The 20984-nt window shown below is 62.5% G+C and carries 16 protein-coding genes; 7 read left to right on the forward strand and 9 right to left on the reverse strand.

From position 1 onward, the window contains the following. Window positions 1-86: 86 nt before the first annotated feature. Window positions 87-914 carry an LD-carboxypeptidase gene (locus JI743_RS04655; protein WP_201926391.1) on the reverse strand — a complete coding sequence of 276 codons (828 nt, stop codon included), beginning with the start codon at window positions 912-914 and terminating at the stop codon, window positions 87-89. Between the two features lie 177 nt (window positions 915-1091). Here JI743_RS04655 and JI743_RS04660 point away from each other — a divergent pair, with 177 nt between their 5' ends. The 4 genes from JI743_RS04660 to rplI all read left to right on the forward strand — a co-directional run bounded on the left by JI743_RS04660 (window position 1092) and on the right by rplI (window position 3892). After that, window positions 1092-2477 (forward strand): Mur ligase family protein, encoded by a 1386-nt coding sequence (locus tag JI743_RS04660; protein WP_201926393.1) that lies wholly within the window; start codon window positions 1092-1094, stop codon window positions 2475-2477. Between the two features lie 158 nt (window positions 2478-2635). Beyond that, window positions 2636-3001 (forward strand): 30S ribosomal protein S6, encoded by a 366-nt coding sequence (gene rpsF, locus JI743_RS04665; RefSeq protein ID WP_201926395.1) that lies wholly within the window; start codon window positions 2636-2638, stop codon window positions 2999-3001. A gap of 11 nt (window positions 3002-3012) precedes the next feature. Then, window positions 3013-3237, forward strand: coding sequence for a 30S ribosomal protein S18 (gene rpsR / locus JI743_RS04670; RefSeq protein WP_089217216.1), 225 nt, complete (start codon window positions 3013-3015; stop codon window positions 3235-3237). A gap of 13 nt (window positions 3238-3250) precedes the next feature. Beyond that, a complete protein-coding gene (gene rplI / locus JI743_RS04675) occupies window positions 3251-3892 on the forward strand; it encodes a 50S ribosomal protein L9 (RefSeq protein ID WP_201926397.1) in 642 nt (213 codons plus the stop codon). 397 nt (window positions 3893-4289) lie between these two features. Here rplI and folE read toward each other — a convergent pair whose 3' ends face one another. Further along, a complete protein-coding gene (folE, locus tag JI743_RS04680; RefSeq protein WP_201926399.1) occupies window positions 4290-4922 on the reverse strand; it encodes a GTP cyclohydrolase I FolE in 633 nt (210 codons plus the stop codon). A gap of 432 nt (window positions 4923-5354) precedes the next feature. On the opposite strand from folE, the gene JI743_RS04685 reads away from it, so the two are divergent. Further along, a complete protein-coding gene (locus JI743_RS04685) occupies window positions 5355-8300 on the forward strand; it encodes a TonB-dependent receptor (protein WP_201926401.1) in 2946 nt (981 codons plus the stop codon). A 111-nt stretch (window positions 8301-8411) separates the two neighbouring features. Here JI743_RS04685 and JI743_RS04690 read toward each other — a convergent pair whose 3' ends face one another. The 3 genes from JI743_RS04690 to JI743_RS04700 form a co-directional block, all read right to left on the reverse strand. Next, window positions 8412-10970 (reverse strand): TonB-dependent receptor, encoded by a 2559-nt coding sequence (locus tag JI743_RS04690; protein WP_236659685.1) that lies wholly within the window; start codon window positions 10968-10970, stop codon window positions 8412-8414. Window positions 10971-11477: 507 nt separating this feature from the next. Beyond that, the gene (cueR, locus tag JI743_RS04695; RefSeq protein WP_201926403.1) at window positions 11478-11939 is read right to left on the reverse strand and encodes a Cu(I)-responsive transcriptional regulator; all 462 of its coding nucleotides are present in this window, start codon (window positions 11937-11939) and stop codon (window positions 11478-11480) included. A gap of 16 nt (window positions 11940-11955) precedes the next feature. Next, window positions 11956-14439 (reverse strand): heavy metal translocating P-type ATPase, encoded by a 2484-nt coding sequence (locus tag JI743_RS04700; RefSeq protein WP_201926405.1) that lies wholly within the window; start codon window positions 14437-14439, stop codon window positions 11956-11958. 154 nt (window positions 14440-14593) lie between these two features. On the opposite strand from JI743_RS04700, the gene JI743_RS04705 reads away from it, so the two are divergent. Together JI743_RS04705 and hutC are read left to right on the forward strand one after the other, a co-directional pair. Next, window positions 14594-14803: a heavy-metal-associated domain-containing protein gene (locus JI743_RS04705; protein WP_201926407.1), complete on the forward strand. Its 210-nt coding sequence runs from the start codon at window positions 14594-14596 to the stop codon at window positions 14801-14803. A gap of 150 nt (window positions 14804-14953) precedes the next feature. Continuing rightward, window positions 14954-15736 (forward strand): histidine utilization transcriptional repressor HutC, encoded by a 783-nt coding sequence (gene hutC / locus JI743_RS04710; protein ID WP_201926409.1) that lies wholly within the window; start codon window positions 14954-14956, stop codon window positions 15734-15736. 6 nt (window positions 15737-15742) lie between these two features. Here hutC and JI743_RS04715 read toward each other — a convergent pair whose 3' ends face one another. The 4 genes from JI743_RS04715 to JI743_RS04730 all read right to left on the reverse strand — a co-directional run bounded on the left by JI743_RS04715 (window position 15743) and on the right by JI743_RS04730 (window position 20932). Continuing rightward, window positions 15743-16477 (reverse strand): PepSY domain-containing protein, encoded by a 735-nt coding sequence (locus JI743_RS04715; protein ID WP_201926412.1) that lies wholly within the window; start codon window positions 16475-16477, stop codon window positions 15743-15745. Continuing rightward, window positions 16474-17178: a PepSY domain-containing protein gene (locus JI743_RS04720; protein WP_201926414.1), complete on the reverse strand. Its 705-nt coding sequence runs from the start codon at window positions 17176-17178 to the stop codon at window positions 16474-16476. Before JI743_RS04720 ends, JI743_RS04715 begins: the two co-directional genes overlap by 4 nt. Window positions 17179-17189: 11 nt before the next feature. Then, window positions 17190-19901, reverse strand: a complete 2712-nt coding sequence (locus JI743_RS04725) for a TonB-dependent receptor domain-containing protein (RefSeq protein WP_201926416.1) — start codon at window positions 19899-19901, stop codon at window positions 17190-17192. A gap of 455 nt (window positions 19902-20356) precedes the next feature. Next, on the reverse strand, window positions 20357-20932 hold the full coding sequence (locus JI743_RS04730) for a DUF305 domain-containing protein (RefSeq protein ID WP_201926417.1): 576 nt from the start codon (window positions 20930-20932) through the stop codon (window positions 20357-20359). Window positions 20933-20984: the final 52 nt, after the last annotated feature.

Genomic DNA, 20984 nt, shown 5'->3' on the forward strand with positions numbered 1-20984 from the left:
CGTTGGAGTTCCTTGTTTTCGCCGCCGGGATATCCCGATGGCGGCCCCCGTATGCACGGAGGCGACGAGTCCTGCCGCCTATTCGCTCACCCCGCGCGATGCAAGCCGAAGGGCACGACCTTGTTGTCTGCGTCATGGCCGATGTCGGCACGGCCCAGCCAGGGGATGTTGCAGCGGTCGCACCAATAGCGCGCAATTTCCTCGGCATCGCTGCCGAACGGGCGATCATTGTCGGGTATGTCGCTGACACGCCCCAGCCGCAGCCCGGCCAGCCCGCGCGGGCCAAGGCTTGTCGCCATGTGGAAAAAGGCGCGGTCGAAGGCGTAGAGATATTCGCTGACCTCCTCGACGATCAGCACATGACCGGCAAGGTCGGGCTCGAGCGGGGTGCCGAGCAGCATCGACAGCGTCATCAGGTTGAACGCCGCGTGGCGGGCGCCATGCTCCAGCCCCGCCTCGCATGCAGCAGGGTCGCGCGCGACCAGCCAGTCGAGCGCGCGCGCCACCGCCGCATCGCCGCCCTCGCGGCGGATGTCGGCGACCATCGGCCCGTGCGCGACATGGTCGAACCCGTCGCGATAGAGGCAGGCGAGCAGATTCCCTTGGTCCGAATAGCCGAGGAAAGCCTTGCCGCGCGCGGCACCGGTCATCGCCGCGACCGCGTCCTCGGCAATCCGCGCCGCGCCATATCCGCCGCGCGCGAACCAGATCGCGTCGATGTCGGGCCGGTTCGCCATTTCGACCAGCGCAGCAAAGCGATGTCCATCCTCGCCCGCGAAATGGCCGTGGACCGTAAAACATTGCTCGTCGAACACGAGCTCGACATCGGGGTAGCCGAGTGCGGCAACCGCGCGCACGGCTTCGGCATCGTCGGGATATATGGGTGTCGACGGGGCGACGATTCCGATGCGCATAGATCGACTTTCGATTTCCGTTCGTGCCGAGCGAAGCCTGTCCTGAGCCTGTCGAAGGATCGAGACACCCCGAAGGCCGGAGCCAAGTCGATGGGCATCTCGACTTCGCTCGATGCGAACGGGAAAGGGAGTGTCGCCCTTGTTGCAAACCCTTCGCCAAGCCCATATCGCGCGGGCATGTCCGAAAACAAATCCTATTTCTTTTGCGGCGTCGGCGGATCTGGAATGCTGCCCCTGGCGCTGATCGTCGCGGCGCGCGGTGCATCGGTCGCCGGGTCCGACCGCAGCCGCGATCAGGGGCGCAGCGCAGCCAAGTTCGACTGGATCGAGAGCCGAGGCATCGAACTCTTTGCGCAGGACGGCAGCGGCGTCGCCCCGGGACAGACCCTCGTCGCATCGGCAGCGGTCGAGGATCATGTCCCCGACATCGCCGCCGCACGCGACCTCGGCCTGCCGCGCCTCACGCGCGCCGACCTCAACGCCGCGCTGTTCAACGCGGCGGACCATGGCGTCGGCATTGGCGGGACGAGCGGCAAGTCGACCGTCACCGGAATGCTCGGCTGGATTCTCGCGCAGGCAGGGCGCAATCCCACGGTGATGAACGGCGCCTATATGCGCAATTTCGCAAGCGGCGAGACGCCCTTCGCAAGTGCCCTTGTCGGCGACATGGCGACCTATGTCAGCGAGGTCGACGAAAGCGACGGGTCGATCGCGTTCTATCGGCCCGACGTCGCGGTGGTCACCAACATCAGCCTCGATCACAAGAGCCTTGATGAACTGCACCAATTGTTCGGCGACTTCGCTGCCAAGGCGCGCGTTGCGGTGGTCAATGCCGACGATCCCGAATCGGCACCCCTGCTCCGTGGCGACAACGTCATGCGCTTCGGCTTTTCGGATGCCGCAGCGGTACGCGGCAGCGATTTCGAGGCGCTGCCCGACGGCTGCCGCTTCACCGTCCATTTCGCCGCCGACAGCCACGCGGTGCGCCTGCGGATGCCCGGGCGACACAATGCCGCGAACGCGCTCGCCGCTATCGCCGCGGCGCGCGCGCTCAACATCCCCCTCGCGCAATCGGTCGCGGCGCTCGCCGACTTTTCCGGGCTCGCGCGCCGCTACGAAGTCATCGGACAGGCAGGCGGCGTGACCGTCATCGACGACTTCGCGCACAACCCCGACAAGGTCGCCGCAACCCTCGCCGCCGTTGCCGAATTGCCGGGCCGCGCGCTGATCTTCTTCCAGCCACACGGCTATGGCCCCCTGCGCCAAATGGGCAGGGAACTGGCGTCGAGCTTTGCCGCGGGAATGCGCGCGGGCGACAGGCTCTATGTCAGCGACCCCGTCTATTTCGGCGGCACGGTCGACCGCAGTACCGGGAGCGAAGCGCTGGTCGCCGACATAGTCGCGCACGGCGGCGATGCAGCGCACATCGCGAGCCGCGACGATTGCGGCGCGGCCATGCTCGCCGAGGCACACGCTGGCGACCGCATCCTGATCCTCGGCGCACGCGACGACACCCTCACCGAGTTCGGACGCGAGCTGCTCGAAAAGCTCGCGCGCGCTTGATTCCGTCGCCGAAACCTGTATAGGCGCCCCCATTCGGGGCGAGGCCTTGCGCCTGTCGCCCCGTTTGCTTTGCACCAATACGCAAAGCCGGACGACAGCCGGAGGGGTTTCGCGATTGGCGCGGAATCAGCGATCGGCCAAATCGAAGGACGCAAACCATGCCGTTTTACGAGCATGTCTTTATCGCGCGTCAGGACTTGAGCCAGGCTCAGGTCGATGCGCTGGCGGAAACCGTCACCAACATCATTACCGAGCACAAGGGCCAGGTTCACAAGACCGAAACCTGGGGCCTCAAGCAGCTCGCCTACAAGATCGCAAAGAACCGCAAGGGTCATTATGTGATGCTGTCGGCCGAAGTCGAAGGCGATGCGATCGCCGAGGTCGAGCGCCAGGCCGCGATCAACGAAGATATCATCCGCTGGCTCACCATCCGCGTTGACGAACTCGAAAAGGGTCCGTCGGCGATGATGCGCAAGCAGGAACGCCGCGGTGGCCGCGGCCGTGACCGCGCCGGCGAAGAATAAGGAACAGCATCATGGCACGACCCTTTTTCCGCCGCCGCAAGACCTGCCCCTTCAGCGCGAAGGACGCACCGGTCATCGATTACAAGGACGTCCGCCTGCTCCAGGGTTACCTGTCGGAGCGCGGCAAGATCGTCCCGTCGCGGATCACCGCGGTGTCCACCAAGAAGCAGCGCGAGCTGGCCCGTGCGATCAAGCGCGCGCGCCACATCGGCCTGCTCCCCTACATTGTGAAGTAAGGAGGGCAGCGTCATGGAAATCATCCTGCTCGAACGTATCGAGAAACTCGGCGGTATCGGCGACGTCGTCACCGTCAAGAACGGCTTTGCCCGCAACTATCTGCTGCCCAACAACAAGGCGCTGCGCGCGAACGAAGCCAACAAGAAGCTGTTCGAGGCGAACCGCGCCAAGATCGAATCCGACAACGCCGAACGTCGCACCGACGCCGAAGGCCGCGCCAAGGACATCGACGGCAAGCAGGTTGTCCTGATCCGTCAGGCGTCGAACACCGGCCAGCTTTACGGCTCGGTCGCGGTGCGTGACATCGTCGAAGCGCTGGCCGAGGACGGCGTCGAAGGCGTCACCAAGGCGATGGTCGAGCTCGAACGCCCGATCAAGTCGCTCGGCCTGTTCGACGTCAAGGTCAAGCTGCACCCCGAAGTCAGCGTGACCGTCGGCGTCAACGTCGCCCGCTCGCCGGACGAAGCCGAGATGCAGAAGGAAGGCATCGACGTCATCGCCGCGATGTTCGAGGAAGAACAGGCCGAAGCCGTCGCTTCGGCACTCGAACCCGACAGCGAAGACGAGTTCGAAGAGGGCACGCCCCCGTCGGAAGCCGCCGCCGAAGAAGCAACGGCTGCCGATACGGACGCCGAGGAAGACAAGGAAGCCTGAGCTTCTCTCCTCTCGCGAGACAGAAAAGGCCTCGGAACGCTGGTTCCGGGGCCTTTTTCCTTGGAGTCCGGTTCGGGGGGATTTGCCGCTAGTTCCTCCCTGTGGCGAAGCCATGGGGGAGTCGAAGACGGCGCGCAGCGCCAGCGGGACCGCTCGCGAAGCGAGGGGTGGAGGGGCCGCGCCGCCAGCGCCATCAGCCCCTCCGTCAGCCCTTCGGGCTGCCACCTCCCCATGCCAGCGGCACACGGAGGATCGAACGCCCTCAACCGGTCGATTTCAGACCTTCGTCATCCCGGACTTGATCCGGGATCCACGACCGCGCTGAAGGCATTGGCCTCGGATCAAGCCCCGGGTGACGACGAACCGCGATTGCGATTTCAAGTCGAAGACCGGTCGCCTAATATCCCATCAGGCTCAGCACTTCCTTGCGGCTGCGCTCGTCGTCGAGGAAGCAGCCGAGCAGGCGGCTCGTGACCATGCCGACACCCGGCGTCCGCACACCGCGGCCGGTCATGCAGCCATGCTGCGCGTCGATCACCACCGCGACGCCGTGCGGATGCAGATTGTCCCAGATGCAGCGCGCGACCTCGGCGGTCAGCCTCTCCTGCACCTGCAGCCGCCGCGCATAGCCGTTGAGGACGCGCGCGAGTTTGGAAATTCCGACAACGCGGTCGCGCGGCAAATAGGCGATCGACGCCTTGCCGGTGATCGGCGCCATATGATGTTCGCAATGCGACTGGAACGGAATATCGCGTAGCAGCACGATCTCGTCATAGCCGCCGACCTCCTCGAACGTCCGCGACAGATGAACCGACGGATCGTCGGCATAGCCCGAACAATATTCCTTCCACGCGCGCGCGACGCGCTTTGGCGTGTCGCGCAACCCTTCGCGCGCAGGATCGTCGCCGGCCCACTCGATCAGCGTGCGAACGGCGTCCGCGACATGGTCGGGCACCACCAGCTTGCCGTCGCGATCATAGCGGTCGTCGACCAAATCGCCGTCGCCTGGAGTTCCACTCGATCCCGTCATTGCCCCGCTTTCACTGTTGCTTTGATGCCGCACATTTCGGGACGAATGCGCGAAGAAGCAAGCCCGCGACACCAAGTTTTTATCCTCCGCCATCGGGTTGACGTTGCGGAAACCGCGCTTTTCACGCGGTTGGACTCACAAGAAAATCTGGCGCCGATGCCGCCGAACAAGTGGCTTGACGCTCGCGTCAACTGGGCGCAGTTTTAACCCATTACAGAGTCCGCCCAAGCGGACCGTAATCCGGAGAGGCCGGTGTTTTCCCCGACACCGGTGGGAGAGGACGATGACCAGCGCAGCTGGCAGGTGGGAAAACGACATACATCTGGCCGACCTGGCCCGGTGCTCCCTGCCATGCAGGTCACACTCCTTCCCTTAGTCACAAATCTGATTTGGGCGACCCGCACCCGCGGGATCGGAAAAGGGAGGACATTGATGAAGTTCAACGCATTGATCGGAAGCTCGATCCTGGCGATGGCGGTGGCGACACCGGCAATGGCGCAGAGTGGAGATACCGACGCCTTCGGCGGCGAAATCGTCGTGACGGCACAGCGCCAGTCCGAACGGCTTCAGGACGTGCCGATCGCCGTCAGCGCCTTTTCCGCGGAATCGCTGGAGGCGCAGCAGATCGAGAACCCGTCCGACCTGCAACTCACCCTGCCCAATGTTACCTTCACCAAGACCAATTTCACCTCGTCGAGTTTCACGATCCGCGGCATCGGCGACCTTTGCGTCGGCGTCAGTTGCGACAGCGCGACCGCGATCCACCAGAATGAATCGCCGCTGATCGGCACCCGTCTGTTCGAAACCGAATTTTTCGACCTCGAACGCATCGAGGTGCTGCGCGGGCCACAGGGAACGCTGTTCGGCCGCAATGCGACCTCGGGCGTCGTCAACGTCGTGACCGCCAAGCCCGACCTCAGCGCCTTTGGGGCCGCGGGTGATTTCGAATATGGCAATTACAACAGCATCAAGGTCAAGGGGATGGTCAACCTGCCGATCGGCGACACGCTGGGCGTGCGCGTGGCGGGCTTCTATCTCAACCGCGACGGCTATACGAAGAATCTGTTCGACAACAGCCGCATCGACGACCGCGACATGTACGCGGTGCGCGGGTCGATCCGCTGGCAGCCCACGCCCGACACGACGCTCGACCTCCTCGGTTATTATTTCCGCGAAGAGGACAACCGGCTTCGTATCCAGAAACAATATTGCCAGCGCGATCCCACCGGCGTGCTCGGCTGTCTGAACAACCGCCGCGATCCCGGCGTCACCAATGCGAACTCGACCTTCGTCGGCGTGCTGACGAGCCGCGAGTTCCTGGCGATCCGCAGCATCCCGACCGCCTTCGGCCTTGGCAGCCTCTATGGCCCCGACGCGCTGTCGACCTTTCAGTCGAACCCCGATCCCCGCATCGTCAACACCGACTATACGCCGAACTATTTCTCGGACGAGCTCCAGATCCAGGGGCGGCTCGAACACAGCTTCGGCGCGATCAACGTCTCGCTCGCGGGCGTCTATCAGGAAGCCAGCGTCGACAGCAGCCAGGACTATAACCTGTCGATCCAGGACCGCAGCTTCTTCGCGCCGGCGCTCAATACCCTTGCCGCAGCGGCAGCAGGCGGCATCCCGGGGCTCCCGGCCGCTTATTTCGCTCCGATCGCGGCGGCGCTGATCCCCGGCGGTCCCAACGGCCCGCTCTGCACCTCGCTCGCCGAGGAAACGGGGCTCGGTTCCTATGGCGGCTTTTCGACCTGTACCGCGACGCCGCAGGATTTCGACCGGTCGAACCAGGACAGCAGCAGCTGGTCGGGCGAGCTCATTATCAGCTCCGACCTCGACGGCCCGTTCAACTTCCTCGTCGGCGGCATCTATGGCAAGTCGCACCTGACCGAGAACAGCTATTATGTGAACTCGTTCGGCATCGACTATCTGACCGGCATCCTCGGCACATTTACGGCGCTCGGCAACCCGCCGGCCGCGGGTGGCCCGCTGGCGCCGTCCTTCCTCGCCACACCCTTTTTCCGCAACAACACCGACGATCTGCGCGTCCGTTCATACGGGCTGTTCGGCGAAGGCTATTTCGAGTTCAACGATACGCTCAAGCTGACCGCCGGCCTTCGCTACACCAACGATCGCAAGGCGGTTCGGGCACGTTCGACGCTTGCGAATTTCCTCACGCCGTTCGGCCAGACAGGCAGCGCATTCGATTCGCCGTTCGTCGGCACTTTCGACGCCGACCCTGGAACTGCGGGCAACCAGTTGTTCCAGGAACGCCGCGTCGGCTTCGACGAGGTGACCGGCCGCGCGGTCCTTGACTGGAAAATTACTCCCGACAATCTGCTCTATGCGAGCTATTCGCGCGGGTATAAATCGGGCGGCATCAACCCGCCGCTGCAACCGGTATTTGAGGTCGACGAATCCTTCGTGCCCGAAATCGTCAACGCGTTCGAAATCGGGTCGAAGAACCGTTTCGGAGCCCTGCAAATCAACGTCACGGGCTTCTATTACAAATATAAGGATCTCCAGCTCAGCCGCATCGTCGCGCGTACCTCGGTGAACGACAATGTCGACGCCGACATCTGGGGCCTCGAAGCCGAAGCGGTGATCACGCCGACGCCCGATTTCGTCGTCAACCTCGGCGCGAGCTATCTCAATACCAAGGTATCGAGCGACAAGTTCCTCGGTAATCCGCGCGATCCGTCGGGCGGGCGTTCGGACACGGTGATCATCAAAGACATCACCAACGGTTCGAACTGCGCCGTGGTCCCGACGACCGCAGGCAATGCCGTGGGCGTCCAAACCTATGTCGCCGCTGTCAATTCTGACCCCGCGTTACAACTACAGCCGCCGACGAGCTTCGGTCCGAACAGCGGCATCAACTCGCCGGGCGCCTTCGGCATCTGCTCGGTGCTCGCAGCGACGGCCGCCAACCCGCCGGCGCCGCTCCGCGCGCTGTTCGGGGTGCCGACGGGGCCGCTGCCCTTCATTGTCGAAAACGCAGGTGTGCCGGTCAACATCCGGGGCAACAAGCTGCCGCAGGCGCCGAACGTCAAGTTCAACGCCGGCGTGCAATATACGCATCATTTCGCCAACGACATGTCGCTGACCCCGCGTCTCGACATCACCTACACCGGCGACAGCTATGGCAATATCTTCAACGGGCGGATCAACAAGATCAACGGCTATGCCCAGGCGAACGCCCAGATCCAGCTCAATGGTGTCGACAAGAAATGGTATGTGAAGGCGTTCGTTTCGAACATCTTCGACAGCCAGCCGGTCACCGGCCTTTATGTCACCGACCAGTCGTCGGGCCTGTTCACCAACGTGTTCACGCTCGATCCGCGGCGCTACGGCATCGCGGCCGGCTTCAGATTCTGACGCCACCCGGCACCCAAGAAAAGCCCCGCCCTCTCACGCGAGAGGGCGGGGTTTTTGTTTGGGCGCGATGTGCAGGCGGGGGCGAGGCAACGCCCCCGCACGCGGCACGCGTCAGAATTTGAAACGCACCGTGCCGCCATAGGTGCGCGGCTGGCTGGGATAACCCGACACGCTGCCCGACTGCGCAACAGCCGGGAAGACCGTCGTCAGATATTGCGCATTGGTGAGGTTGCGGCCCCACACACCGACTTCGAGGCCGTTGGTCAGCGCGATCGTGAACGAAGCGTTCAACTGGTTCACCTCGCGCTTCAGCGAGTCGGCGACAGCCTGCGGAATCCCCTGCAACCCCTCGACGATCCGCACCGGGCTTTCGTACAGATAATCGGCGTGGAAGATCGCGCGCGTGCCGCCCGCGAACTCGTGCGTATAGGTGCCGCCGAGCGACATCGACAGGTCCGCAATGCCGGCGGGCTTGGTGCCCGAAATGTCCCCGAACGCCGAATTGACGAAGCTGTCATATTTGGGGTCGAGATAGGTCATCGCCAGCGTCAGGTTGAGCCCGCGGACCGGGCGCACCGATCCGTCGAACTCGATGCCGAAGGTCGACTGCTTGCCCGCATTGGCGAGTGCGAAGCCGGTGCCGGTGAAGATGTTCGACTGGAACCCCTTGATCGACTGTTTGAACACCGCAAGGTTCAGTGCGGCGACCGACCATTGTGCCTTCAGCCCCGCCTCATAGACTTCCGATTCCTCGGGATCGGCAAAGCGCGAACCCGCAACCAGATTCGGTGTGCGAAGCCCGCCCGAGGTGATTGCGGGCAGGTCGGCGGCGAGCGGACGGCTGTCGCGCGACAAATTGACCGAGCTCGCCTTGAAGCCCGTCGCATAGGTCGCATAGACGTTGACCGTGTCGGTCAGCTCGTACGACAGGCGCGCGCTATAGGCGAGGTCGCTGTCGTTCGTCCGCCCATCCTCCACCGCGTTCGGCAGGTTCAGGAACGGTGGCAGGAACTGAAAGGCTTTCAGTCCTGCAAGCGGGTTCGCGCTGCTGCCGTCGGGCAAGGTCATCGTCGGGTTGGCGGCAAGGAAGGCCGCAGTCGCGGGATCGACGCCGGCGCCGATCAACAGTGCCTGACGGAAGGGCGTATAGGCAGCCGCGTCGAGGTTCACGCCCGAAAAGACGTCGTTGCTGATGACGTCGGTCGCAAAGCGCTTGCGGTCCTTCGTATAGTTGGCGCCGACGGTAAGCATCAGACGGTCGGTAAACTCGAAATCGAGCGTGCCGAAAATCGACCAGGCGGTGTTCGACATGCGATACGCCTCGTCGAGCCCGTCGCCTGCGCGGAAAAAGCTGCCGACATATTTCGTCGGAGCGCCTTCGAGCGCGCCCAGCGTGCCTTCGAGCATGGCGACGTTGAGCGCATTGTCCGACGCCGCGCGGATCAGCTGGTCGCCATAGGGGCGGAAGTGCGTCCCGAAGCGAATGTCGTTCTTCTGGTCGATCTTTTCGTTGAAATAATATCCGCCGACCAGGAAGTTGACCGGACCATCGAAGTCCGAGGTCAGCCGCACTTCCTGCGTCCAGGTGTCGATGCCAAGCTGCTGGCTGTTCTGGCCGATCAGGTCGGCGCTCGTGAAGTCCGAATCCTGGTTCGTGTCGGCGCGCACTTCGCGATAGGCCGTGATCGACGTCAGCGCGAGGTTGCCGAGGTCATAGTCGATCTGCGCCGAACCGCCGTAATTCTCGATCTCGTTGGTCGACAGGAAATTATTATAGACACGGTACGAAAAGGGGTTGTTCGCGTCGACGCTGGGGCCGCCCGCAAGCGCGTTGGTGATCGCAACCGTCGGTCCCGCGATGACATTGCCCGCGATACAGCAATTTTCGTCGATCTTGTCGTAATCGGCGATCAGGCGGATCGACAGCGCGTCGGTCGGCTCGAACAACAGCTGGCCGCGAAGACCCCAGCGGTTGCGGTCGTTGACGTCGGTGCCGAGGTTGACATCATAGGCATAGCCGTCGCGACGGTTGTAATTGCCGCCGATCGAGAAAGCGGCGGTGTCGCTGATCGGCCCGGTAACATTGCCCTTCACCGTGATCGCATCAAAATTGCCATAGGTCGCTTCGACCGAACCGCCGAAGTCATATTGCGGCTTTTGCGTGACGATGCTGATGACGCCCGCCGACGCATTCTTGCCGAACAGGGTCGACTGGGGGCCGCGCAGCACTTCGACGCGCTCGAGGTTCGGAAGATCGCCGATCTGCGCCGCCGAGCGCGAGCGATAGACGCCGTCGATGAACACGCCGACCGAGGGTTCGATACCCGCGTTGTTTGCGCCATTACCGAAACCGCGGATGATGAAATTGGTGTTCGCGCTCGACTGGAGCTGCGACACGCGCAGGCTGGGGACCGCCGACTGGAGGTCGATCAGGTCGCGGATCTGGGCATTTTCGATTTCGGCCGCCGAAGCAACCGAAACCGCGATCGGCGTATCCTGCAGGGTCTGCGAACGCTTCGAGGCCGTCACGATGATTTCGTTGCCGTAATCGAATGCATCGACACCGCCGCTGCTGTCGGTGGACGCCGCGGCGTCCTGCGCGTGGGCAAGGACAGGAAGATTTGCGGCGCACAGCATGGTGGCGCCCAACAAGATGTTGCGCAAAGTCATGATGGTCTCTCTCTCCAACCCGCCGAAACCTGACCCATCGGGCCTCTGGAGGGGATGCTCCGGCAGGAACCTTCCGACCTAATCCGGCGGCCGCCGAGGTCAACAACAGCGCAGTCGAGATTTGGATTTTGCAAAAATTTGTGGCTAAAAAGCAACAGTTTACGCTACGGAAGCCGTCGCCATTCCGTCACGGGCGCGTCACAATGAAGGAAGTGATTGTGGTGCCGGGGACGCGATCCAATTGAGAAGTAACGTTCTGAAAAACCGATATTCTTTTTACTTGCAATTTTTTTGTTACCGCCATTCTGTGCGATTTTCGGGGGTTCGATGCCGAATTTCGACAGTTTGTGCAACAGATGCGGTGATTCGTTTGAGGGTACGACCGACTATAATCCAGAGCGTCGAATCCCGTTTGTCCCGTTACCCGGATAACAAGCAGGCAGTTTCCGTGCAGCCTCGATTAAAGCGGAGAATCAGACATAGACTCTGGCAAGATGGCGCCTGAATTCAGCGTCGCGGGGGTACGGCACGCTCATTTGTTACTCCGAAGCGCCGGTTTGGACGCCGAGAAGTAAGCGGCTGCCCCGCCTCCAGCCCCGCAATTATGGGACAGTCGGGCCTCGCATCACCCGTGCAACAATCTGCCAAGGATTTAAGTGTATCGGCCATTTCCTGGAGATGTCGCGCCTTTTGCTCGAGTAGCCTGATTTGATCGAGCGCCATCCGCTTTACATCGGCGCTGCGACGGCCCTGGTCGCGCCAAAGACCAAGCAAATCCCTGATCTCATCGACCGTAAAGCCCAAATCACGCGCGCGTCGGACAAATCGCAGGTTGTGGACGTCGCGGGATCCATAGGATCGATAACCGGCATCGGTGCGGGCCGGCGCCTCTACCAGGCCTACCTTCTCATAATAGCGGATCATCTTGGCCGACACGCCCGAAGCGCTTGCAGCTTCGCCAATGTTCATCGGATTGTCTCCCCTATCAAATTGCCGACGGGACGAAACGCTTGAGGCGCAGCGCATTGGTTAGCACGAACACCGATGACAATCCCATCGCTCCGGCCGCAAGCATGGGCGACAGCAAGGTGCCACTGGCAGGGTAAAGCAAACCTGCCGCAACGGGAATCAACGCGGTGTTGTAGCCAAACGCCCAGAACAAATTTTGCCGGATATTGGCCATCACTGCAGAGGAAAGTGCGATCGCCTTGGGAACATTCCCGAGGTCGCCCGCCATCAGCACGACGTCGGCCGCCTCGATCGCAATGTCCGTTCCGCTACCAATCGCAATACCGACATCGGCTGCGGCGAGCGCCGGCGCGTCGTTGATCCCGTCACCCACAAAGACGGCCTTGCCGAAATCGTTGCGGAGGGCTTCAAGCGCGCTGACCTTGCCGTCCGGCATCACCTCGGCCACGACATGGTCGATGCCGGCCTGACGCGCAATCGTGCGGGCGGTGCGCACATTGTCGCCAGTGATCATCGCGACCTTCAGCCCCAGCTTGCGCAAGGCGGCAACGGCCCTGACAGCCTCCGGTTTCAAGGGATCGGCTACCGCAACCATGGCGGCGAGGCGGCCGTCAACTGCCACATAGAGCGGAGACTTGCCATCGTGACCGAGGTCTGCCGACAAGTCCTCGAACGATGCGACGTCGACACCCAACTGGTTCAGATAGCGATCGGCGCCGATGGCAACCCGCCGCCCCGCGACTTCCGCTTCCACCCCAAATCCGGGGCGCGCCTCGAATCGGCTGACGGCAGGAAGCGTCAACCCTTCGGCCTCGGCAGCCTCCACGATCGCGCGCGCGATCGGATGCTCCGATTTCGCCTCGATCGCCGCGACCATCGCAAGAAGTTCGTCGCGCGGTGACGCGTCAAGCACGATGAAGTCGGTGAGCGTCGGGCGCCCTTCGGTCAAGGTGCCCGTCTTGTCGAGCGCGACGATCTTTGCTTCGCGCAACGCTTGAAGCGCCTCGCCCTTGCGGAACAACACGCCCATTTCGGCCGCCCGGCCGGTGCCGACCATGATCGACGTTGGGGTGGCGAGCCCCATCGCGCACGGGCATGCGATGATGAGCACAGCGACCGCATTCACCAACGCAAAACCAAGCGCGGGGTCAGGCCCGAACAGCAGCCAAATGATGAACGTGAGCGACGCCAACGCGATTACCGCAGGCACGAACCACATGGTTACCCGGTCGACGAGCGCCTGGATCGGCAGTTTGGCGCCCTGCGCCTGTTCGACCATCCGGATAATGCGCGCAAGGACGCTCGCCTCGCCCACGGTCGTGGCGCGAACGGCAAGATTGCCTTGCCCGTTGATCGTGCCGCCGACGACCTCGGCGCCTTCGGATTTCGCGACTGGAACGGGTTCGCCGCTGATCATCGATTCGTCGACGAAACTTTCGCCTTCGACGACGACGCCATCGACCGCTACGCGCTCACCCGGTCGCAGTTCGACCACATCACCGCTTTGAATCTCTGCAACGGGCAGTTCGACGATCGCGGTTCCCCGGCGAACACGCGCGGTCTGCGGCGCAAGGGCAACGAGCTGCTCGATTACGCGCGACGTCCGCCCCTTCGCTTTCGCCTCGAGCCAGCGCCCCAGCAGGATCAGCGTCACGATCACCGCCGCTGCCTCGAAAAAGACATTCACTGTTCCGGGCGGCAGCCAGTGCGGTGCAAAGGTTGCGACGGTCGAATATCCCCAGGCGGCCATGGTGCCCAGCGCGACGAGCGAATTCATGTCGGGCGCACGCCGGAGCAAGGCCGGCACGCCCTTGGCGAGGAAGGCGCGGCCGGGGAACAGGAGGACGAGGCTGGCAAGGACGAATTGCAGCGTCCAGCTCGCCTGCATGCCGATCGTGCGCATGACCAGATGATGGAGCGGCGGGAAAAGATGTGAGCCCATTTCGATCACGAATACGGGCAGCGTCAGTGCGGCCGCGATCACGAGGTTCCGTTGCAGCACCGCGGCCTCGGCGTCGCGTTTCGCCGCATTGCCGCTGTCGACCGCTGCCGAGACACGCGCCGCTCCATAACCGGCCTTCTCGACAGCATCGATGAGCGTTTCGGCGCTCACGCCCGCACCGGCGGTGACGAAGGCGCGTTCGGTCGCCAAATTGACCGTCGCCGACTGGACCCCCGGGACATCGGCGAGGCTGCGCTCGACCCGTCCCACGCACGAGGCGCAGGTCATGCCCTCTATGCTGAGCTCGATTGGCGCAGGTACGGGGACAATATAGCCTGCGGCACCGATCGCACTCACCAGATCAGCGACATCGACATCGTCCGCGACGCTCACCGACGCACGTTCGGTGGCAAGGTTGACCTCGGCGCGCTGGACGCCGCGGACGCCCCGAAGCGCTTTTTCCACGCGGCCGACGCATGACGCGCAGGTCATGCCTTCGATTGGCAGGCTGATATCGTGGAGCGCTTGGCCCGGTATCTGAGTCGCGGCGGTAGCCATCTTGAAATTCCTCATAGATTTCGAAGCTGGCCCGAAAAATGCACCTTCCAAGTATGGTAAGGTCAAGTCCGAAAATTATCCTGAAATGGCTTGACCTTCCAACGCTGGCACACTGCATCCCCCGCTCCACACCGTAATCTACAGGAGAAAAAGCGTGGAATTTCACATCGAGAATATGACCTGCGGCGGATGCGCGCGTGGCGTGACCAAGGCCATCGAAACAGTCGACCCCGGCGCGAAGGTCGATGCGCGGCCCGCCGAACGGACGATCAGTGTCGCAACCCGCCTCTCCGCCACCGAAATCAAGCGCGCACTGATCGCGGCCGGCTTCCCGCCGACGACGGGCAGCACCGCCAACGATTAACTGCCTCAGCAGAGGGGCCGGTTCGGCGGGGCTTTCCCGGCCTCCGCCGAACGAACAATCGCGCTTCACGAAGCCCAGGCGGTTTCGATTGCTCGATTTTTTTCACTTGGCCGGTTGGAAAATCACGTCTGCAACCTGTATAGACGGGTGATGACATCACGTTCGCCACTGGCGGTCTCGGATTCGGACCATCCTGCATCGACTGCCGAAGGCAACGACGACGAAGCGATTGCTCCACGCTATGCCGTAATCAAACAGCGCATCGCCGATGCCATCAAGGACGGATCGCTCAAACCCGGCGACCGGGTGCCATCGGAATCAGAGTTGGTGCAGCAATTCGACGTGTCGCGAATGACGGCCAACCGTGCGCTTCGCGAGCTCCAGACCGCAGGCGTTCTGGTCCGGCGCGCCGGCAGCGGCACCTTTGTCGCCGAGCCCAAGCCGATCGGCCAGCTGATCGAAATCCGCAACATTGCTGACGAGGTGCGGGCACGCGGCCATGTGTATCGCGCGCGCGTGATCCAGAATCGTGCCGAACGCGCCAATTCCGACACCGCGCCTCTTATCGAGGCCCGGCTCGGTACCAAGCTGTTTCATTCGATCATCGTCCACCATGAAGATGAGTTCCCGATCCAGATCGAGGAACGCTTTGTTCTGGGCTCGATTGCTCCCGATTATGACAAGCTCGACTTCACACAACTGACGCCGAACGAATATCTGTCGCGCATCGCTCCGCTCGAACGGGTCGAGCATCGGGTCAATGCGATGATGCCCGACGAGCGGACACGGACCATGTTGGGTCTGGCCTACAGTGAGCCGGTTTTGCGTATGACGCGCCGCACCTGGAGCGCGGGGCGTCTTGTCTCGCATGCCTGGTTGACGCACCCCGGCAAGCGCTTCGAGTTGACCGCAGCCTTTTCGGTCGACGACTGACGCCCTTTAGCTGGCGTCCGCCACGACCGGGGGCTTGCGGCGGCGACGCAGCCAGCGGAAATCGGCTCGGCTGAAGCTTTTGAAGAGCAGGTAGAAGCCCGTTCCCGAAAGCCACAATACGCCAAAGGCCATAAAGATGATCAATGGGTGGTTGAAGCTCTTCCGATCAATGTAGTCCATATTGTGGAGCATCCAGAAGAAGTCCCAGGTGCGCCATGTGTCGCCGCGCATGACAAGGAAGCGTGCGGTGTCGAGCGAGACATAGGCGCTGCTGTTCTCTTCGTCGTCAAAGTCGATGCGCCACATGGCGCCTTCGTGATCGCGCGCTTCGAGATTGGGCTTGGGAAGCACGCTCGCGCTCCGGATAGGCGCGTCGTTCATCATCGACGCGACGTGGCGTGCCAAGTCGCCATCGACATGGATTTCGTCGCCGCTGGTCGCATCGAACAGTTGAACCCCCGTGCGCGTCCGGATTTCATAGACAGGCCGGGCGCCGAGATCGCGAAGCACGATACCGACTATGGCTTTGTCATCCGGCAAATTGGCGAGATTGAAATAGGCGCCCTCCGGCAGAGGATGTGTGTGCGCCATTTGCCCGCCGTGGCCGCCGACGGCATCCTTGTCGAGAAGCGCCATCACCGAGCCGCTGAGCGCCCAGAGCAGGAATTGAATGCCGAGGATCAGGCCGACCCATTTGTGAATGCGCCGGAAGAAAAGCGGCGTCAGGCGGATAGGTTTCATGCCTTTTTCCTCTTGCGGCGGGGGAAAGACCAGATGAGCAACCACGCGCCGGTCAGCGCCATGGCAAAGGTGCTCCAGGTTACGACGCGCAGCAGCGGATTGTTGACGTCGCTGCGCTCGTCATAGTCCATGATGTGCAGCATCCACGCGAAATCGAAGACCCGCCAGAGCGCGTGGCGCCGCGAAATGAGTTCGCCGGTCGTCGGCGACAGATAGAGCGTCGGGCGATTCCACCCTTCGAACTCGACCTGCCAATAGGGCGGCTTGCGCGCCTGCATTTCGACCGGCGCTGTGTCGAGCAAACGAGTGGCGACAATCTTTCCTTCACCGGCATAGATGCGCCGCGCCTGTTCCTCGATCTGGAAATTGGAAAGGGCAGGCAGCGGCGCACCCGTGACCGCATCGTACAGGCGGGCGCCGTCGGGAGTTTCGGCGCGCCAGACGGGGCGGTCCAAAAGTCGCTGAAAACGGACCTCGGACGTTCCGGGTGCCGCCGCGACGATCCGCGACGGCGCCACAAGACTTGCCACGTCCACCGGTGTGGCTGCGGGAGCCCTGACCAGATGGTCACCGTGAATGATGTCGATATGCACCGCCACCATGTACATCCCGGTCAACGTCCAGAGCAGCGCCTGGACGCCGACCGCGAGGGCGAGCCATTTGTGCGTCCGCCGGACGAGAAGCGGCCATCGGATTGCCATGTCGCCCTTCCTCAGAACGCCGTGCGGAAACCGACATAGAAACGCCGGCCGAGCAGATCATAGGTCATCGTGTCGGTGTTCGCATCGGTAAAGCTCTGGATATAGGGCGCCTTGCGATCGAACAGATTGTCGACACCGACCTGGAAGCGCGTCTTGTCATTGACCTCATAGGCAAGCTGGAGGTTGTGGTAAAAGACGTTCGGGGTGCGATAGCCGATGTCGCCCGGGTCGGCGTTGAAGTCGGTGGCCTTGCCGATCCACTGGGTCGACCAGGTCGCACTGACCTCATCCTTGGCGAGCGTCAGCACGCCATAGCCGCGCCATTTCGGATAACCGCCGTTGCCGCCGCCGATGAAGCCGTCGAATTCGATCGGCGCACCGCCCGGGAAGGGATGGACGACATATTTGTTGAGGTAGGTGACGTTCATGTCGAACGAGACCGACACGCCGCCGACCATCTTGTTGTAGACGAGACCGAGGTCGAGCCCGTTCATTTCCTCGCGCCCGGTGTTGATCGGCTGCGCCGAGAGGAACGTCACCTCGCCGGTCAGCGGACTGCGCGTGAAATCGTCGCAGAAAGGATGCGACAGATTCTGGCTCGCATAGCATACGGCGAGCTTGGTCGATCCCGGGATCGCCCGGATCGCGTCCTTGATCTTGATGTCGAACCAGTCGGCGGTGAGCGACAGGCCGGGGATCATCGCCTTGGGCGAGATCACCGTGCCGACCGTCCAGGTCGTCGAGCTTTCGGGCCGAAGATCCTCATTGCCGCCGACGGTCGTCAGGATCGTCGTGCCGAGCTGGACATAGTTGGCGGGTACGCCCGATGCCTGGCAATTGGCAATCAGCGTCGCGTTGCCGCTCGTCGAATAGCGCGAGCAGGGATCGGTAGTGGTCAGATTGCCTTCGGATACGCCGCCGAACAATTCGGGGACGTTGGGAATGCGGAAACCCGTGCCATAGGTTCCGCGCAGGCGGAAGCTGTTGCTGATCATCCAGTCGGCGCCCAGCTTGTAATTCCAGTCGCTGCCGAACAGGTCGTAGTCCGAATAGCGGACCGCGCCGTCGAGCGTCAGCGCCTCAAAGAAAGGCTTGTCGGCGAGGACCGGTACCGACAGTTCGAGATAGGCTTCCTTCGCCGTGCTCGATCCCGAAATCGGGTCCTGCTGGTTGGTGTTGGCGACGCCGAGGACGGTCAGCGGATCGGGATCGCGCCAGCCCTTTTCCTTGCGATAGACGACGCCCGTCGCAAAGGAGAGCGGTCCGGCGGGCAGTTCGAACAAGCTGCCGGTCAGGTCGGCCGTGACGGTCGCCAGTTCGTTGCCGCCGCGGTCGCGCGAGGTGAAGAGGATATAGTCGAGCACTTCCGGCGTCAGGTCGCCCGCGCCCAGATAGTCGCCGCACGGGATCGCCGCGCCCGGCGCGGTGCTGCACTTCGACGTGTCGATCGTGTTGCGCACGCGCTCGAGGTTGGCGATGTTCGTCGACCCGTCGACCGCGGTGTTGCGGCCAAAGCTGCCCGCGACATTCCAGTGCCAGTCATTCGACAGTGCGCCGCGCAGGCCGAAAGTGCCCTGCCAGGTATCGGTTTCCTGGAAGAACTGGCGCGGCCCCGGCTCGGCGAGGCGGCGCTGGATGAGGACGATATTCTCGCCCGTGGGGTTGGTCGGGTTGGTCGCTGAAATCGCCAGATTGCGCAACGTGCCGGGCGTCGCGATCTGGTTCGACTTGCGGAAGGTATAAAGAAATTCACCAAATGCTTCGACGCCGTCCGACAGGTCGTAATCGACGAAAAAAGCGGTGCTGACGCGCTCGATCGGGCTGACCGCGTTCAGAAAGGGCGCCGAATTGAAATTATGCTTGGCGGCGCTGTAGGGCTCAAAGAAATCGCCGTCGCCGCCGAGCACCTGATTGAAGTTGATCTGCTGACCGTTGGGCAGCACAGCGCGCCCGCCGATCGTCGAGGCGCTGTTGACGCAGCTCAGCGCGCCCGGCGTGGTTTCGGCGAGCGAACAGGGCGCGCGCGTCGCCATGTTGACCGCCTTGGTCTTTTGGTAGGTGACGGCAGCCATGAAACCGCCGCGGTCGTTGCGTATCCCCCAGATGAGGTCGGCGGTGAAATCGGCCCCGTCGCCCTTTTCCGTGATGCCCTGACGCAGGCTGACGCCCAGACCTTCATAGTCGGTGCGCGTCACGAGGTTGACGACGCCCGCCATCGCGTCGGCGCCATAGATCGCCGACGCACCGTCCTTGAGCACGTCGGTGCGCGCAAGCGCGACCACAGGGATCATATTGAGATCGGGCGACGAGTTGGCGCCCGTTCCGCCAGCGACGATCCGGCGATCGTTGAGCAGCACGAGCGTGCGCTTGATACCGAGGCCGCGCAGATTGACCTGCGCGGTGCCATAGCCGTTGCCGGTCCAGTAAGCCGAGGTCTGGTTGCCGGCAAAGCCGGCGTTCGCCGGCAGGCGCTGGAGGACGGTTTCGATATTGACGAGGCCGGTATTCTCGATCTGCTCGGCCGACACTACGGTGGCAGGACCGACGCCGGCAAGATCCTGACGGCGGATGCGCGACCCTGTTACGATAATGTCGGATGCCGCTTGCGAGGCAGCGGCATCGTCGTTCGCGGCCATGGGCGCTTCGCCGCTCTGGGCGTGGGCGGGCAGCGTAATGATTGCGGCAACAGCCGCGCTCGCGAGCAGAAATTTCCTGGATGACATGGAGAGACCCCCCTTCGGTTACCGGACGGGGCCGAGAGAGCATCAAATGTATATACAGGTCAACACAAAAATTCGTTTTTTATCAACGTGTTAAATCTATTTGCGCTCAATAGAGATGACAGTTCCATTACGCAGGCGCGCGGATCATCCCTCAAAATTCTGTTCATTTTTTTGTTCGCGCGAAAATGTGTGCGACAAGGCGTCACCGTCGGCCCCTACACTCCGGAAAATTCCAGGGCGATGTAGCAGGGTGCCAAGCGACGGGAGCCGGAAATGCCGAGTCGCGCCATCGGTATGCCAAAACCATAGATCGCGGAGAGTCGGCCATCTTCAATTGGGTCTGATCGTCACGCACACTTGCCTTCTCTGACCGGACAGGTCCGAAATTGCGCGGCCTTGCCACTGCCGACGCGATCGTCGCCCGTGTGGCTGCGAAGCGCATTCCTCTTCCCTCATCAGGGCGCGCTTCGTTCGACCGGCAAAATCAGGGTAGCGACGGGCGCCTTCGCGTCCCCGACATTTGTCTCTGCGTGCGGGGCGCGAACGCCGTTCGACTCGATATCGGCGATCAGATATTTCATCTCGGCAATTTCGCGCCGCTGAGCCGCGATGATTTCGTTCGCGAGCGCACGCGTGCGCGGATCACGGATGTGGGCGCGCTCGCTCGTCATGATCGCGATCGAATGATGCGGGATCATCGCACGCATATAATCGACGTCATCGATCGTCTCCTGGCTGCGGACGAGCCAGAGCGCCGTCGCAAACACGACCACGGCCGTTCCGAGGACGAGGTAATTTTTGCTTGGGTTACGATACATCGACCGCACGAAGAGCAGCATCACGACCATCATCGCGGCGCCCATGATGAACGCCATCCAGAAACGCGTTTCGCTCCAGAAAATATGAGCCGCGCTATAGGTATTGAGATACATCAAGCCAAACATCACGGAAGTCGATGTGCCGATCATCGCCATGAAGCGGGTATAATTTCCGCCGTGTGACCGATCTTCGACATTCCGGCGATCCGTCATCGTTGGTTCTCCTGCTGTCTGGAGTATCAACGGTCATGGGCGGGCGGGGTTG

The organism is Sphingopyxis jiangsuensis, assembly GCF_016734905.1.
GTDB lineage: Bacteria > Pseudomonadota > Alphaproteobacteria > Sphingomonadales > Sphingomonadaceae > Sphingopyxis > Sphingopyxis jiangsuensis.